The sequence below is a fragment of the Oceanobacillus indicireducens genome, from assembly GCF_014647195.1.
In the GTDB taxonomy this organism is placed as follows: Bacteria; Bacillota; Bacilli; order Bacillales; family Amphibacillaceae; genus Oceanobacillus; species Oceanobacillus indicireducens.
This window is the reverse complement of the sequence record NZ_BMOS01000002.1, coordinates 24,550-40,436: the sequence shown is the minus strand read 5'-3', so window position 1 is coordinate 40,436 and position 15,887 is coordinate 24,550. Positions and strand designations below refer to the sequence as shown.

Genomic DNA, 15,887 nt, shown 5'->3' with positions numbered 1-15,887 from the left:
AATGGAGAGAAAATATTCATTCAGTATCCGTAAGAAGCTTGTTTTATTCACCGTTTCATTAGCAATTATTACATATAGTACATCATTTGTTTTTATTTTTTTCCTATATGACTTTTTCCAGGATTACATACCGTTCAGTCTCGAATGGTTCACAATCATTACCTTTATTCTTGGAATCACGTGGTCGGGCATCCTAGCCTTCTTCTTCGCGAGCTTTATCACCAAATCGATTGAAAAACTGGAAAAAGTTGCAACGATTGCAGCGGAAGGAAACCTGAACCAGACTGTAGAAATCCCGAAATCGAATGACGAAATACGTGGTCTGGCCCTCTCATTCAACACCATGCTGACGAATTTAAATAGTATCGTGCAAAATATTGATGAAAACTTTGACAAGACGAATCAAGCGGTTGTACAAATGAAAGAAGCATCAACAACTGCCCATACTCATTCTCGAATGATCGGTACATCGATTGGGGAAATCTCTAATGGGGCCGAAGATTCCTCTGTAGCAATTCAAAATACAGCAGAATCTGTCGAAATTGCGTCCGATCTTGCCTTGAAGGTTCAAGACCGGGCAGGGGAGTCAAAGGGTAAATCCGATCAAATGCTTGATACATTGAATGCGACGAAGGAAGTCGTGAATAATCTTGTTCAAGGCATTGACCAGATAGCAAAAGAACAACAAGTGTCGTTAACTAGTGTTAATAATTTAAAACAAAATGCGATTCAAGTGGAATCCATTATCTCGATGGTTGGAGAAATCGCCGAACAGACGAATCTCCTTGCGTTAAATGCCTCTATTGAAGCAGCAAGGGCGGGGGAGCACGGGCAGGGATTTGCGGTTGTCGCAGAAGAAATTCGGAAACTCGCTGACCAAAGTGCCGGGGCTGTTCAGCAAATATCTCGGCTTATCGGTTCCATTCAAGATGACGTGAAAAATGTTGTCGAAAATATTAATCAAAATGTCGTTTTTGCAAATAATGAAGCAAAGAATGGAAAACAGTCGAATGAGACGTTTGCAGAAATGTCCAATTCTGTCATGGAAGTAGCATCCGAAATCGAAGCAATCTCCGGGCTTGTTGATAAGCAATTACAGTCTATTCAAGATACGAGCCGTGAATCCCAGGAAGTTGCAGCAATTGCGGAAGAAACTTCAGCTGGTGCGGAGGAAGTGAACGCGGCAATTCAAGAACAGGTGGCTAGCATTGAAGATGTGGACCGCCTCGCAACAGAAATTGAAGAACATGCGAATCAATTGAAAAAACAAATACAGCAATTCCAACTTTAAAAAGGAAAGGAAGAAACAACATGAAAGTTTTAATAACAGGCGACCATGCAGGCTTAACATTAAGGAATGAAGTGGCAGATTTAATGGATGAAATGGGAATTGAATACGAAGATGCTGGAGCGAGTTGTGCAACTTCTGTCGATTATCCAGACTACGCCCTCCCAGCAGCAGAACGGATTGCAAACGGAGAGTTTGACCGGGGAATTTTCATCTGTGGAACAGGAATTGGCATGTCGATTGCTGCGAATAAAGTAAAAGGAATCCGCTGTGCTTTAGTGCATGACGTATTCAGTGCCCGGGCAACGAGAGAGCATAACAACTCCAATGTCCTTGCGATGGGGGAGCGCGTTATCGGACCATCGTTAGGAAGAGAAATTGCCAAAGTTTGGCTTGAAACCGAGTTCCAAGGAGACCGTCATGCAAAAAGAATTGAAAAAATCCATTCCTATGAAGACAAATAAGTAGTATAGTAGAGGCATGGTTATTTTTCTGAAAAAAATGTTTAATGTTTAATGGAGGGAAGCCAAGTGACGTTAATCGAACAAGTAAAAGTGGATTTGGAGAAAATCGTCGATGAATGGCTTGCGACTGATTATTTACGCGAAGATGAACTTTTCGTAATCGGTTGTTCCACAAGCGAAGTGGCAGGGAAGAAAATCGGTACAGCAGGTACAGAGGATATTGCCGCCCATATTTTCAGAGAACTGAACCGTTTAAAGCAAGAAGCTAATATCCAGCTTGCTTTCCAGTGCTGTGAACATTTGAACCGTGCCCTCGTTGTCGAACAAAGCGCGGCAAAAACTTTCGGCCTTGATGAGGTAACAGTCATTCCTGTTCCGGAAGCTGGCGGATCGATGGCATCTTTCGCTTACAAGCATATGGAAAAACCGGTCGTCGTTGAATCACTCGGGGCAAAAGCTCACGCCGGGTTGGATATTGGAGAAACGATGATTGCGATGCATTTAAAACCGGTTGTAGTCCCTTTGCGTTTCAGCAAGAAATATATCGGGGAAGCCCGGATCGGCCTCGCTCGGACGAGACCGAAATTAATTGGCGGCGAACGAGCCGTTTACCAAGATACTCGCAGCAATTAAATAGAAGGATATATGTCCTTTTCATCATATTTAACAACTTTACAGGGGGGACTCTACAATGGAACAAGTGAAGCAAACTGGATTAGAGCAAACGGATCCGGAATTATATCAAGCAATTGAGAATGAAAAGAAACGTCAACAAGACAACATCGAACTGATTGCTTCCGAGAACTTCGTATCAGAAGCGGTGATGGAAGCGATGGGATCTGTCTTGACGAATAAATATGCGGAAGGTTACCCGGGAAAACGTTACTATGGTGGTTGTGCATACGTTGACGTGGCGGAAGATCTGGCGCGTAACCGTGTGAAACAGCTTTTTGGTGCGGATCATGCGAACGTCCAGCCACACTCTGGAGCCCAAGCGAACATGGCTGTTTATTCAGCTATTTTACAGCCGGGGGACACTGTACTTGGAATGAACTTAAACCATGGTGGGCACCTTACCCACGGAAGTCCCGTTAACTTCAGCGGTAAACTGTATAACTTTGAAGAGTATGGGGTAGACGAAAAAAATGAACAGCTCGATTATGATGCTGTTTTAGCAAAAGCAAAAGAAGTAAAACCGAAGCTGATTGTAGCTGGTGCAAGTGCTTATTCCCGGACGATTGATTTTAAGAAATTCCGTGAAATTGCGGATGCAGTCGATGCTTACTTGATGGTCGATATGGCTCATATTGCCGGCCTTGTTGCAGCAGGTGTTCATCCAAACCCAGTACCGCATGCTCATTTTGTAACGACGACAACTCATAAAACGTTACGCGGCCCACGTGGTGGTGTCATCCTCTGCGAACAAGAATTCGCGAAGAAAATCGACAGTTCTGTATTCCCTGGGATGCAAGGCGGTCCACTAATGCACGTTATCGCTGCAAAAGCTACTGCATTCAAAGAAGCACTATCTGATGACTTTAAAGCATATGCAAAGCAAGTTGTTAAAAACGCTGCAGTCTTTGCAGAAGAATTATCGAAAGCAGGCATCCGCATCGTTTCCGGTGGTACAGATAACCATCTCTTACTGCTTGACGTGAAGCCACTTGGACTTACTGGTAAGGATGCAGAAGAAGTGCTCGACAGTGTATTAATTACAACGAATAAAAACACGATTCCATTCGATACAGAAGGTCCGTTCATCACAAGCGGTGTCCGAATCGGCACAGCAGCTGTCACGACTCGCGGCTTTAAAGAAGAAGAAATCAAAGAAGTCGCAGAGATTATGGTTACTGCACTTAAGAATCACGAAAACAAAGGCGTTCTTGAAGAATTAAAACAACGCGTCCTCAATTTGAACGCACGTTTTCCATTATACGCGAAATAATGAATAATCGAGGTTGGATTTTATCCCAGCCTCTTTTTTTCGTGTAATTAGCTGAGAGTTGTCACCACTAAAAACGTAGTTCAACATTTTTCAAAAATATATAATCCTACTTGAATATCTTGTCGTTTTTCCGTATACTTTTAGGGATATGAAAATTTTAAAGGAGTGATCTGCAATTGAGTAGAGTATTCGTATTAGATCATCCGTTAATTCAACATAAATTAACGAAAATTCGTGATAAAAACACAGGCACCAAAGAATTCCGTGAACTAGTTGATGAAGTGGCCATGTTAATGGCATTCGAAATCACAAGAGATCTTCCTTTAATGGACGTGGAAACAGAAACCCCTGTAACAGTTGCGAAAACAAAAGAACTCGTTGGGAAAAAAATCGGCCTTATTCCAATCCTTCGTGCCGGACTTGGAATGGTTGAAGGGGTACGCAAATTAATCCCAGCTGCAAAAGTTGGACACGTCGGACTATATCGTGATCCAAAAACGCTTAAGCCAGTCGAATATTACATTAAGCTTCCATCTGATATCTCAGATCGAGAACTGATCGTAATCGACCCGATGCTTGCAACAGGTGGTTCAGCAAACGACGCCATCCACTCACTAAAAAAACGCGGCGCAAAAAATATCAAACTCATGTGCTTAGTTGCAGCTCCAGAAGGTGTGGACGTCATCAAAGAAGACCATCCGGATGTTGATATTTATCTAGGTGCAATCGATGATGGTTTAGATGAGAACGGCTATATAATACCAGGTCTTGGTGACGCTGGTGACCGTTTATTCGGTACAAAATAAATAGGAAGTATGCAGTCTCTTTGTTGGAGGGAATGCATACTTTTTTTCTTTGGCTGTTTATTCCTGTAATCATCCGAATCTGGTTGTTTGTCGTTTCCTTGTGTGATGAGAGGGCCTGTAATCATTCGAATCCGTTTATTTGTCGTTTCCTTGTGTGATAAGAGGGCCTGTAATCATTCGAATCCGGTTATATGTCGTTTCCTTGTGTGATAAGAGGGCTAGTAATCGCTCGAACTCGAGTTTTTCTCGTACCTTCATGTGATGAGGCGAGCTGTAATTCCTCGAACCGGAGCATCCCTGCGTTCTCTCGCATGATAAGACGTTGCAATTCTTCCCTGAACTCTACCTCCCCCTACTCACAAAAAAACATACATATATTTACACTTTTATTAAAAACTAACCCTATCATGACAAAAGGAGCGGCCAACATGAGAGGATTTATTTTTTTTCTGATCGCGAGCTTCATTTATTTTCCCGCCGTTCATGCGGAGGAAGTGGAGACGGTCATTATCGAAGTGGAGGGGGACGTGGAAGCGCATGCGGACTATATCAAAAATTATCATCCATTTATTGAAGTCGTCGCAACTTATTCGACTTTATTCAATGGTATCGCCTTACAAGGAAAGCCAGAACAACTCGAACGGCTGCACACAGCAGAATTCATAACTGGCATCCATGACGTCCAGACGTACAAAGCCGATCCGATACATTCATCGGGACAACCGAAAACCGAGCCGCGAGACGCCAGGCAAACCTATACTGGGAAAAATATCAAGGTCGGAGTAATCGATACTGGGATTGACTACACCCACCCCGATTTAAAAAGTAACTTTGCTGGCGGGTACGATGTTTTTGATCTTGATGAAGACCCGATGGAAACAATGCCGGAAGAAGGGATGCCGACGAGCCATGGCACTCATGTTGCGGGGATAATAGCGGCGAATGGAGAGTTGCAAGGAATTGCTCCTGAAGCCTCACTCTACGCTTATCGTGCGCTGGGACCGGGTGGTTTTGGCTCGACAGTCCATGTGCTTGCGGCCCTTGAACAAGCGGTAAAAGATAAAATGGATGTCATCAATCTTTCCCTCGGTAATGAAGTCAATGGTCCCGACTATCCGACGAGTATAGCGGTTGATAAAGCGGTTGAGCTCGGTATTCCCGTCGTTATTGCCAATGGAAATAGCGGACCTGAGCCTTGGACGGTCGGAAGTCCAGCTACTGCAAAAAATGCTTTAGCCGTAGGGGCAGTTCAAGCACCTACCGAGGTGCCATATCTTTACCACGCGCAGGATAATAAAAAAATTTCCCTTGCCGCAATGCAGGGAGCACCGGCCTGGGAGCTCACGAAGGATTATAAAATTGTAAATGCAGATGAAGACAGCACGAATCTTACCGGGAAAATTGCCCTGTTCGAGCGAGGGGAAGTAACCTTCCGAGACCTTGCACTACAAGCACAGGAAAAAGGTGCGGCAGCTGTTTTAATTTATAATAACGAACCTGGAGAACTCCATGGAGGCATCGAAAATGAAGAAGATGCGACAGTGGAAATCCCAGTTGCTGGAATTACAAAAGAGGACGGGAAGTGGCTTATTGAACAGAATGGAACGTATCTCGATACCGTTTATGAATCCCTCGATACAACAATTGCAGCCTTCAGTTCCCGCGGGCCTGTCACTGTCAATTGGCAGATCAAACCGAATGTAACGGCACCTGGAGCAATGATCAACAGTACCGTTCCCGGTGGATATGAGCATTTGAGCGGAACAAGTATGGCAGCTCCATATGTCGCAGGTGCCGTTGCTTTACTAAAAGAAGCCCACCCGGACTGGGGTGTGGATACGATTTATCATGCATTAGAAACAACAGCAGTACCGCTACAGACAGAGAATGGTGATTTTCACGCACCATCGATTCAAGGACATGGCCTTATCCAACCGGAACAAGCAATCGAAACTCCGACGATTATAAAAGACGGAACACTTGAAGCGGGGAAAATTACAGAACGGCATGAAGCAGAGGAGTTTACCGTACAACTCGAAAATCGCTCATCTGATACCCAATCCTTTTCCTTTGACATTCCAAAGAGTGAACGAGGCATCGAATGGGAGCTTCCCTTATCATTTGAAGTCGCGCCGCACGAGACAGAAGAAATAAGAATCAAACTGAACATTACAAGCGCGGAACTGGAAGAAGGGGTCCACGAAGGTTTCCTGACATTAAAGGAACAAACGAAAAATAAGACATATCACTTACCATATCTTTTCGTGAACCAATCGGCCGACCAGCCGAAAATCGCAGGGATCGAATTCAGTCTGAAACCATTTAGAGAAGATGTTTACAGCTATAGTCTGTATTCGACAGAGGAATTGCAGCTTGTGTCGATTGATTTATATGATCCCGACACCTTAACCTATCGTGGAAACTTACTGGAATTGGAAGAACCGACTGTCGGAATGAACGAAGGAGAAATCCCTAGTTACAAATTAACGCCAGGCAACTATCTCGGTATCATCACCGCTATCAACAAAGATGAAAGAATAGAAACAACAGAAATCCCTCTCCACATTGAATAAAAGCAGGGCTTGGGGTCGGAGGCAATACCTCAATGGGACAACGGCTCTGACCCCAACGTCCCACCCTCAATGGGACAACGCCTCCGACCCCAATGTCCCACCGAACATACGGGATGTTTGAAAAACCGTTCACAAAAACGTCATATTTATGGTGCTTGATTTCCTTTATAATAGTAGTGGATCAGAAGTGGTATGGTAGGTTTAACCTGTGATGAATTGATGGATAAAAGTGTTACGAAATGAATGTCATTTATCTATGGATTCTAATTGACAATGACCGTTCCAGTAAGGTACACTATCTTAGTGTGAGTATGGACATTTTTCGATAATTATTCGTTATTTATTCGAAAATTCGTCTAACTTTGTTAAAAAACATACAAATAGAGTAAACGATTCTGTTGGAGGTTTTTAGCAAGACTCATAAGTACATAAGTATAGGTCGCTGATTCTTGCAAGTTTCTGGCAACTGGAGGTACATCACCTTCTGCTATCGGGTAGAAGAACTGCGCCTCGCAAGTGGGAAGTTCATTACCTGCCTGCGAATGTTTCACAGTAGGAGCGTAGAATACAAATGAACGAATTTGAAAGTATGATAACGCGCCAACGTAAATGGATGCTCTATTTACTGGCACTTATAGTGCTCGGAGTCGGGTTTCTTCCTTATACAAGGATCCTTAATGGACTCCTGTTAGGTGGAGCAATCAGTTTCTACAACCTATGGCTGCTCCAGCACAAGACAAAGCAGCTTGGTGATAGAGTAGCAGAATCAGGTGAGGCACGTGGAGGTTTGGGAACGTTCTCTAGAATGGCGGCAGCAGTATTAGGTGTGCTTATCGCAATTCGCTTTGAGGAAAACTTTCATATTATTGCTGTAGTAATTGGTTTGATGCTTTCTTACATCATACTCGGTCTTGATGGAATGTTTCGCTTTGTAATCAACAAAAAGTCAAGATGAATTCTGCACTACATACTACCTGCAGCTGTAATATGTAGGTTTTAAGGTGGGTATCTAACATATCCACACAACCGCAATTTGACTGTTATTGTAGAAAAACAGTCAAATGTTCGAAAACCATCGATGTAAAGGGGTGATAATTTTGGATCATACAGCTCCAATAGTTGAAGATGTTTTTGGGATATCCTGGCTCGACTTTAACCTCGCAAACGTATTTATGATTGCAGTAATTTCCACACTTGTATTCATCGTCTGTGTATGGGCAAGTCGCAACCTCCAAATGAAGCCGACAGGAAAACAGAACGTCATGGAGTGGGCCATTGAATTTGTAAGAGGTATCATCAGCGACACGATGGACTGGAAGACAGGGAAACAATTCTTGCCACTCGGTCTCACACTCGCGCTCTACATTTTATTCAGTAACGTTGCAGGACTCGTCACCGTTGTTACAATTGGGGACGACCTCTGGTGGAAATCACCAACAGCTGACGCAACACTAACCTTAACATTGTCAACCATGGTTGTTGTGTTAACACACTATTACGGAATCAAACTACGCGGGACGAAACATTATCTCAAGACTTATGTCAGTCCAGTTCCTTTGATGCTACCGTTTAAGATTATTGAGGAATTTACCAACACCTTAACACTTGGTCTCCGTCTATTCGGTAACCTCTATGCAGGTGAAATTCTCTTAAGTCTACTTATTGGATTAACAGCTACAGGATTTGCAACTGGAATTGGTTCCGGGATCCTTAGTTTCGTACTATCAGCAGTTCCAACACTTGCCTGGATGGGCTTCAAGCTATTCATTGGTGCAATTCAGGTATACGTATTCGTTATGTTAACAATGGTGTACATGTCTCATAAAGTGAGCGTAGAAGACCATTAAATAAAAAAACAATAGCTTTAAGATAAAAAAGGAGGAAATTTTTAATGGGAGCTTTAGCAGCAGCAATCGCAATCGGACTTGCAGCATTAGGTGCGGGTCTAGGTAACGGAATGATCGTTAGTAAGGCACTGGAAGGTATTGCAAGACAGCCAGAACTCAAAGGTTCACTACAAGGTACAATGTTTATTGGGGTAGCACTAGTTGAGGCGATTCCAATCATCGCAGCGGTTATCGCATTCATGGCTATTTTCTTGTAAGAACACGTTCTTAAATAAGTTGAAAATGGCGAGGATCGATTTGTGGAATCTTCGCCATTCCTTTATTGCGGTGTAACTGGAGGCAGGACCTATATCAAGAATGGACGAAAAATGGAAGTTCTAAGTGGGATATCCTCGCGTCCAGTAACGGCCGATTGGTTTTACTAACATTTTTAGGGATGAAAAGAACACCCCTAAAATTAAGTTTTACTTTATGAAATGAAAAATCACTTGATTGTAGTATAAATGGAAGCGGGAAGCCGTTTCCGAAAGATCCGTGAAAGGAGTGAAAGCAGTGCATTCATACATTGACTTTATGTCTGTAGGTGCAGCTGTAGGAGGATTACGAGTGGGCGATATGCTTGTTCAATTAATCTTCTTCCTAATTCTACTTGCATTACTGAAAAAGTTCGCGTGGGGACCAGTCATGAACATGATGGAAAAGCGGGAAAACTATGTTGCTAATGAAATCGATGCAGCAGAAAAAAGCCGCGCGGAAGCTGAAAAGGCCGCAAAAGACGCAGCCGACCAGCTTAACAACGTAAGACAGGAAGCACAGAAAATTATTGAAGATGCAAAAACTGCCGGTGTAAGACAAGAGCAGGACATCATTGAATCTGCACGCGCGGAAGCTGAACGTATCAAAGAACAGGCGCAAGCGGATATCCAAAATGAAAAAGAACAGGCAATCCAAGCGCTTCAAGCACAAGTTGCTTCCCTATCTGTGTTAGTGGCAAGTAAAGTAATTGAGAAAGAAATCAATGAACAAGACCAAGCGGAATTCATTAATGACTACATTAAAGAGGTAGGAGAAGAGCGATGAGTGAAGTCGTAGTAGCCAAGCGTTATGCAGATGCTCTTTTTCAACTAGCTTTAGAAAAATCCACACTGGACCAATTTGTGGATGATTTAAAAGTCGTCCGTGACGTCTTTCAAACAAATGAAGATTTAAACGCATTCCTATTGCATCCAAGAGTGAATGGGGAACAAAAAGAACAGCTTGTAACAAAAAGCTTCAAAGGCTTACATACAGATGTCGTTAATACAGTAAAACTCCTTGTACAACGCCATCGTACAATGCTTATTCCATCCATTGTTGAAACGTTCATTAAACGGGTGAACGACGCAAAAGGAATTGAAGTTGCAACTGTTTATTCTGTTCGCGAACTGACCGCTGATGAGAAACATAATTTGAAGATATCTTTTGCCAAACGAATCGGTAAAACGACCCTCGAATTTGAGAATGTCATTGATCCGTCTCTTGTTGGCGGCATTAAAATTCGCGTCGGGAACACGATTTATGACGGTTCAGTCAGTGGGAAATTGCGCCGGATTGAGCGGAAAATTGCAGTAGCAAACAAATGATGATAGGGGTGAAATGGTATGAGCATTAATGCGGAAGAGATTAGTAAGCTGATAAAACAGCAAATCGAAAACTTTGAAACAGATATCGAAGTTTCGGATGTTGGAACAGTTATTGAAATCGGGGACGGGATTGCACGTGCACACGGCCTTGAGAATGCAATGGCTGGAGAACTACTCGAATTTGAAAATGGAGTCATGGGACTCGCACAGAACCTTGAAGAAAGTAACGTAGGTATCGTTATTCTTGGTGAGTTTACAGACATCAAAGAAGGCGATGAAGTTCGCCGTACAGGAAGAATCATGCAAGTACCAGTTGGAGAGGAGCTTCTGGGACGCGTTGTCAACACATTAGGTCAGCCGATTGATGGTCAGGGCCCAATTAACACAACGAAAACTCGTCCAATTGAAGCGGCTGCTCCAGGAGTAATGGACCGTCAATCGGTATTCGAACCATTACAGACAGGTATTAAAGCGATTGACGCGCTTGTACCAATTGGACGCGGACAGCGTGAATTAATCATCGGTGACCGTCAGACAGGTAAAACAACCGTAGCAATCGACACGATTATTAACCAAAAAGATCAAGATATGATCTGTATTTATGTTGCAATCGGACAAAAAGAATCCACTGTACGTTCTACAGTAGAAGTCCTTCGCCGTTACGGCGCATTAGACTATACAATTGTTGTATCTGCTGGTGCATCTGACCCGGCGCCATCCCTCTACCTTGCTCCATATGCAGGTGTAGCGATGGGTGAAGAATTCATGTACAACGGAAAACACGTACTCGTCGTTTATGATGACTTATCAAAACAAGCGACAGCATATCGTGAACTTTCCTTGCTATTACGCCGCCCGCCAGGACGTGAAGCTTTCCCAGGAGATGTATTCTACCTCCACTCACGTCTACTTGAGCGTGCAGCAAAACTGAGTGACGCAAAAGGCGGCGGATCTTTAACCGCACTGCCATTCGTTGAAACACAAGCAGGAGATATTTCTGCATATATTCCAACAAACGTAATCTCCATTACAGACGGACAAATTTTCTTACAGTCCGACCTCTTCTTCTCCGGCGTACGTCCGGCGATTAACCCAGGTCTATCTGTATCCCGTGTAGGTGGAGATGCACAAATTAAAGCGATGAAGAAAGTTGCAGGTACATTACGTCTTGACCTTGCTTCATTCCGTGAGCTTGAGGCCTTCTCCCAGTTCGGTTCCGACCTTGACGCAGCAACACAAGCCAAGCTGAACCGCGGGGAGCGAACAGTTGAAGTACTGAAACAAGGGCTGCATAAGCCACTCGCTGTAGAAAATCAAGTGATGATTATCTACGCACTTACGAAAGGCTTCCTCGATGATATTCCAGTGGAAGATATCGTCCGCTTTGAAGAGGAAATGAATATCTGGCTCGCTACAAACGAGAGCGAACTACTAGAAGAAATCCGCACAACCGGACAACTTCCAGATGCAGAGAAGATGGATGGAGCTGTAACAGCGTTTAAGAATACTTTCTTACCATCAAATGCGTAAAAATTAATTAAAAAACCCGAGGTCCGGTGTTCTTTTATACCGGTCCTCTCCCATATCACTGCGAAAGGGTGGTGAAATAGCTTGGCATCACTTAGAGATTTGAAAGCACGAATTGACTCTACAAAAAAGACGAAGCAAATTACTGGTGCGATGGAAATGGTATCTGCCTCTAAAATGGGAAGAGCAGAACGTAACGCAAAAGGTTTTGTCCCTTATAGCGACAAGATTCAGCAAGTTGTCGGCAGTATTGCTAACAGCCATACTGATGTCTCACACCCAATGCTGACAAAACGCAAGGTAAACAAGACTGGTTACCTCATTATCACATCAGATAAAGGACTTGTCGGAGCGTATAACAGTCATGTTTTGCGAGACCTTATGAAGACAATTGAAGAGCGTCATAACGACCCATCTGAATATACCCTCATCGTCATGGGATCAAAAGGCTTTGAGTATTGTAGAAGACGTAATTTACCAATTGCCAAAAGTATCCTTGGTGTAGCAGATCAACCGGAATATGCCGAAATTAGAGAACTGGCTTCCGAGACGGTGCAAATGTACACAGATGGAGAAATTGATGAATTAATCATTTTCCATAACCATTATGTCAGTGCAATTTCACAGGTCGTTACACAGAAGCAGTTACTACCGATAGAAGATATCGCAGATCTAGGAAATGCGAACAGTGAATACGAATATGAACCAAGTGAACAGAAAATTTTAGATGTATTGCTCCCACAATATGCTGAGAGTCTAATTTTCGGTGCATTATTAGACGCAAAAGCGAGTGAACATGCGGCGAGTATGACTGCAATGAAGAGCGCTACTGATAATGCGAATGAATTGATCGATGACCTTTCACTTGCATATAACCGTGCACGTCAAGCAGCAATCACGCAAGAAATCACCGAAATTGTTGGTGGAGCGGCTGCACTTGAATAGCAGATTGGAACAAAGGCGCAAGCGCCCGTTTAGCAACGTACAAACTGGAGCACTTCAGAATGAGATAAAGGAAACACGGCGAACGTAGAGAGCCGATGTTGACTTATCGATTGGAGAAGTGTGAAGTTTGCTAGTTGCTGGGCGCTGGAGCCGGACGTGGCTGTCGCTGGAAAATCAAGTTATCCACTGCATTATTATTTTAAAGTTTTTTATGTAGGAGATTATTGTTAGGAGGGAAATCCATGAGTAAGGGACATGTTACACAAATAATGGGTCCTGTTGTCGACGTTAAGTTCGAAGACGGCCAACTTCCTGATATTTACAACGCTCTTGTAGTAGATATCAACGTAAATGGAGTGGAAAGCAAGCTTACATTGGAAGTTGCACTTCACCTTGGTGACAACAGTGTCCGTACGATTGCAATGTCATCCACGGATGGCGTTCAACGCGGCGCGCCTGCTACAGACCTAGGCAGACCAATCTCCGTACCAGTAGGAGATGTGACATTAGGAAGAGTATTTAACGTATTAGGTGAAAACATTGACCTGGACGAGCCACTCGCTTCAGACGTTCGTTTAGATCCAATTCACCGAAATGCTCCTGAATTTGAAGAACTGTCAACAGAAACAGAAATCTTGGAAACAGGAATTAAAGTTGTTGACTTGCTCGCACCTTATATTAAAGGTGGTAAAATTGGATTGTTCGGTGGTGCGGGTGTAGGTAAAACCGTACTGATCCAGGAACTAATCAACAACATCGCTCAAGAACACGGTGGTATTTCCGTATTCGCCGGAGTTGGAGAGCGTACACGTGAAGGTAATGACCTTTACTTTGAAATGAAAGACTCTGGAGTTATTGCTAAAACGGCAATGGTATTCGGTCAGATGAACGAACCACCTGGAGCACGTATGCGTGTTGCCTTGACGGGTCTAACAATGGCTGAACATTTCCGTGATGAACAAGGCCAGGACGTTTTACTGTTCATCGACAACATTTTCCGTTTCACACAAGCAGGTTCCGAGGTTTCCGCGCTATTAGGCCGTATGCCTTCAGCGGTAGGTTACCAGCCGACGCTTGCGACTGAAATGGGACAGTTACAAGAACGAATTACATCAACGCAAAAAGGTTCCGTAACATCAATTCAAGCGATCTACGTACCTGCGGATGACTACACGGACCCGGCTCCGGCAACGACATTCGCACACCTTGACGCGACAACAAACCTTGACCGTAAACTTTCAGAGCAAGGTATCTACCCGGCGGTGGATCCACTAGCATCCACATCTCGTGCCCTTGACCCGGAAGTAGTAGGGGAAGAGCATTACCGCGTAGCAACGGAAGTACAACAAACACTTCAGAAATATCGTGAATTACAAGATATTATCGCAATTCTTGGTATGGATGAGTTGAGTGAAGAGGACAAACTGACGGTTTCTCGTGCACGTCGTATTCAGTTCTTCTTATCACAAAACTTCCACGTTGCTGAACAGTTCACTGGTCAGCCAGGTTCATATGTGCCTGTAAGCGAAACGGTAAAAGGATTTAAAGAAATTCTAGAAGGTAAATATGACGATCTTCCAGAGGATGCATTCCGTCTGGTAGGAAGCATTGAAGAAGTTGTGGAAAAAGCAAAACAATCACAATAAAAAATGGAAGAAGTGAGTAGAGATGAGGAATTTCTACTTGCTTCTTACCAATATTAGGAGGGGTTTATCCTGAAAACACTAAATGTGAGTGTTGTAACTCCTAGTGGTACAGTTCTGGAAGAGGATTATGAAATGATCGTCTGTATGACAGAAGATGGAGAATTAGGTATTCTGCCAGGTCATATCCCTTTAGTAGCTCCATTAGCGATAGGTGTCGCTCGTTTAAAGAAAAATGACGAAACCTATAAAGTCGCAATAAGTGGCGGTTTCATGGAAGTGCGACCGGATAAAGTAACTATCTTAGCGCAAACTGCCGAAAAAGCAAGCGACATTGACGTCGCCCGCGCAAAAGAGGCGAAAGAACGGGCAGAACGTCGCTTACAAGCGAAACAAGACGATACCGACTTCCGGAGAGCTGAATTAGCACTCAAACGCGCAATGAATCGCCTCAGCGCAGGCGGAAAATAAAAAACAAAATCTCTTATGACACCACAGGTTATAAGAGATTTTTTTCATTGGGACAGGGGGTCAGAGCATCTGTCCCACTAAAAGTGGGACAATCGCTCTGACCCCCTGTCCCGGTTTCCGGAAATCATTTCCCGGGAAATATCGACAATAATATTCCTTATGGGAGGTCGTTTTATGTTTTCAATTGGACAGTTTGCGCTAATTGGAATGATTTCGCATATATTTTTCATTTGGCTCACATGGAGAGTCATGCTCAAGTTGAATTTTGATCCGATTATTCGAAAAGACCATCCACAAGATGGCAGGATTTTCCTACTCTTCCTTGCCATCATGATTGGAACAGGAGTCAGCAGATTCGTCCTCGACATCTTACAATGGTCACAGGATCTGATCTATCTGTTTTAACGTTAACGAATGGAAAGGTTATTCAATGAAGGGGCGGAGCATATATACTAATATGGATTAAATCCGAACAAATTTTTCTTTTAGCTCCGGGAATATACGCTAGACTTCATTGGTCCGGCAAGTACAGTCACGTCCTGTGACCAGCACCGGCACGAGAGCTTCTTATTCATCGGGATTTAGATGGGAAGCCTAGGTGAGAAGCGACAGAATGCACTGTTCGTTGCGGCTCGCCAGTCGCCCACGGCTAAAGTGAAGTATTTTCAAGCTTTAATGCTCCATTTATAACTTGTTCGGATTTATTTCTCCACTCTTTACTTCAGAATCTTAGTCAATCTCTCATTCTACCAATCT

At 43.5% G+C, this 15,887-nt stretch carries 16 protein-coding genes; all 16 read left to right on the top strand.

Going from position 1 to position 15,887, the window contains the following annotated elements; genetic code table 11:
- Position 1: 1 nt before the first annotated feature.
- The 16 genes from IEX94_RS01745 to IEX94_RS01670 all read left to right on the top strand — a co-directional run bounded on the left by IEX94_RS01745 (position 2) and on the right by IEX94_RS01670 (position 15,536).
- Entirely contained in the window at positions 2–1,291 is a 1,290-nt protein-coding gene (locus IEX94_RS01745; RefSeq protein WP_188855785.1) for a methyl-accepting chemotaxis protein, read from the top strand.
- Between the two features lie 20 nt (positions 1,292–1,311).
- Positions 1,312–1,752, top strand: a complete 441-nt coding sequence (gene rpiB / locus IEX94_RS01740; protein WP_156854251.1) for a ribose 5-phosphate isomerase B — start codon at positions 1,312–1,314, stop codon at positions 1,750–1,752.
- A gap of 66 nt (positions 1,753–1,818) precedes the next feature.
- Positions 1,819–2,385, top strand: coding sequence for a TIGR01440 family protein (locus tag IEX94_RS01735; RefSeq protein WP_229782524.1), 567 nt, complete (start codon positions 1,819–1,821; stop codon positions 2,383–2,385).
- 58 nt (positions 2,386–2,443) lie between these two features.
- The gene (glyA, locus tag IEX94_RS01730) at positions 2,444–3,697 is read left to right on the top strand and encodes a serine hydroxymethyltransferase (RefSeq protein WP_188855783.1); all 1,254 of its coding nucleotides are present in this window, start codon (positions 2,444–2,446) and stop codon (positions 3,695–3,697) included.
- 176 nt (positions 3,698–3,873) lie between these two features.
- The gene (gene upp, locus IEX94_RS01725; RefSeq protein ID WP_188855782.1) at positions 3,874–4,503 is read left to right on the top strand and encodes a uracil phosphoribosyltransferase; all 630 of its coding nucleotides are present in this window, start codon (positions 3,874–3,876) and stop codon (positions 4,501–4,503) included.
- A 428-nt stretch (positions 4,504–4,931) separates the two neighbouring features.
- A complete protein-coding gene (locus IEX94_RS01720) occupies positions 4,932–7,076 on the top strand; it encodes a S8 family serine peptidase (RefSeq protein WP_188855781.1) in 2,145 nt (714 codons plus the stop codon).
- Positions 7,077–7,647: 571 nt separating this feature from the next.
- Positions 7,648–8,031: an ATP synthase subunit I gene (locus tag IEX94_RS01715; protein ID WP_156854261.1), complete on the top strand. Its 384-nt coding sequence runs from the start codon at positions 7,648–7,650 to the stop codon at positions 8,029–8,031.
- 142 nt (positions 8,032–8,173) lie between these two features.
- A complete protein-coding gene (gene atpB, locus IEX94_RS01710) occupies positions 8,174–8,923 on the top strand; it encodes a F0F1 ATP synthase subunit A (protein WP_156854263.1) in 750 nt (249 codons plus the stop codon).
- Positions 8,924–8,967: 44 nt separating this feature from the next.
- Positions 8,968–9,180, top strand: a complete 213-nt coding sequence (gene atpE / locus IEX94_RS01705; protein ID WP_188855780.1) for a F0F1 ATP synthase subunit C — start codon at positions 8,968–8,970, stop codon at positions 9,178–9,180.
- Between the two features lie 295 nt (positions 9,181–9,475).
- Positions 9,476–10,003, top strand: coding sequence for a F0F1 ATP synthase subunit B (gene atpF / locus IEX94_RS01700; protein WP_156854267.1), 528 nt, complete (start codon positions 9,476–9,478; stop codon positions 10,001–10,003).
- Complete coding sequence (locus IEX94_RS01695; protein ID WP_156854269.1) at positions 10,000–10,545, top strand: F0F1 ATP synthase subunit delta; 546 nt, start codon at positions 10,000–10,002, stop codon at positions 10,543–10,545. The genes atpF and IEX94_RS01695 overlap by 4 nt, the downstream gene beginning before the upstream one ends.
- A gap of 18 nt (positions 10,546–10,563) precedes the next feature.
- Positions 10,564–12,075, top strand: coding sequence for a F0F1 ATP synthase subunit alpha (gene atpA, locus IEX94_RS01690; protein WP_156854271.1), 1,512 nt, complete (start codon positions 10,564–10,566; stop codon positions 12,073–12,075).
- An 81-nt stretch (positions 12,076–12,156) separates the two neighbouring features.
- Positions 12,157–13,017, top strand: coding sequence for an ATP synthase F1 subunit gamma (gene atpG / locus IEX94_RS01685; RefSeq protein ID WP_188855779.1), 861 nt, complete (start codon positions 12,157–12,159; stop codon positions 13,015–13,017).
- Between the two features lie 242 nt (positions 13,018–13,259).
- Complete coding sequence (gene atpD / locus IEX94_RS01680; RefSeq protein WP_156854274.1) at positions 13,260–14,663, top strand: F0F1 ATP synthase subunit beta; 1,404 nt, start codon at positions 13,260–13,262, stop codon at positions 14,661–14,663.
- Between the two features lie 69 nt (positions 14,664–14,732).
- Positions 14,733–15,131, top strand: a complete 399-nt coding sequence (locus IEX94_RS01675) for a F0F1 ATP synthase subunit epsilon (protein ID WP_156854276.1) — start codon at positions 14,733–14,735, stop codon at positions 15,129–15,131.
- Positions 15,132–15,305: 174 nt separating this feature from the next.
- Positions 15,306–15,536: a DUF1146 family protein gene (locus IEX94_RS01670; protein ID WP_188855778.1), complete on the top strand. Its 231-nt coding sequence runs from the start codon at positions 15,306–15,308 to the stop codon at positions 15,534–15,536.
- Positions 15,537–15,887: the final 351 nt, after the last annotated feature.

Bases quoted from the DNA above. Each gene is read 5' to 3' on its own strand.
- IEX94_RS01745 (WP_188855785.1), top strand. From the start codon at position 2: ATGGAGAGAAAATATTCATTCAGTATCCGTAAGAAGCTTGTTTTATTC.
- rpiB (WP_156854251.1), top strand. From the start codon at position 1,312: ATGAAAGTTTTAATAACAGGCGACCATGCAGGCTTAACATTAAGGAAT.
- glyA (WP_188855783.1), top strand. From the start codon at position 2,444: ATGGAACAAGTGAAGCAAACTGGATTAGAGCAAACGGATCCGGAATTA.
- IEX94_RS01720 (WP_188855781.1), top strand. From the start codon at position 4,932: ATGAGAGGATTTATTTTTTTTCTGATCGCGAGCTTCATTTATTTTCCC.
- IEX94_RS01715 (WP_156854261.1), top strand. From the start codon at position 7,648: ATGAACGAATTTGAAAGTATGATAACGCGCCAACGTAAATGGATGCTC.
- atpE (WP_188855780.1), top strand. From the start codon at position 8,968: ATGGGAGCTTTAGCAGCAGCAATCGCAATCGGACTTGCAGCATTAGGT.
- IEX94_RS01695 (WP_156854269.1), top strand. From the start codon at position 10,000: ATGAGTGAAGTCGTAGTAGCCAAGCGTTATGCAGATGCTCTTTTTCAA.
- atpA (WP_156854271.1), top strand. From the start codon at position 10,564: ATGAGCATTAATGCGGAAGAGATTAGTAAGCTGATAAAACAGCAAATC.
- atpD (WP_156854274.1), top strand. From the start codon at position 13,260: ATGAGTAAGGGACATGTTACACAAATAATGGGTCCTGTTGTCGACGTT.
- IEX94_RS01670 (WP_188855778.1), top strand. From the start codon at position 15,306: ATGTTTTCAATTGGACAGTTTGCGCTAATTGGAATGATTTCGCATATA.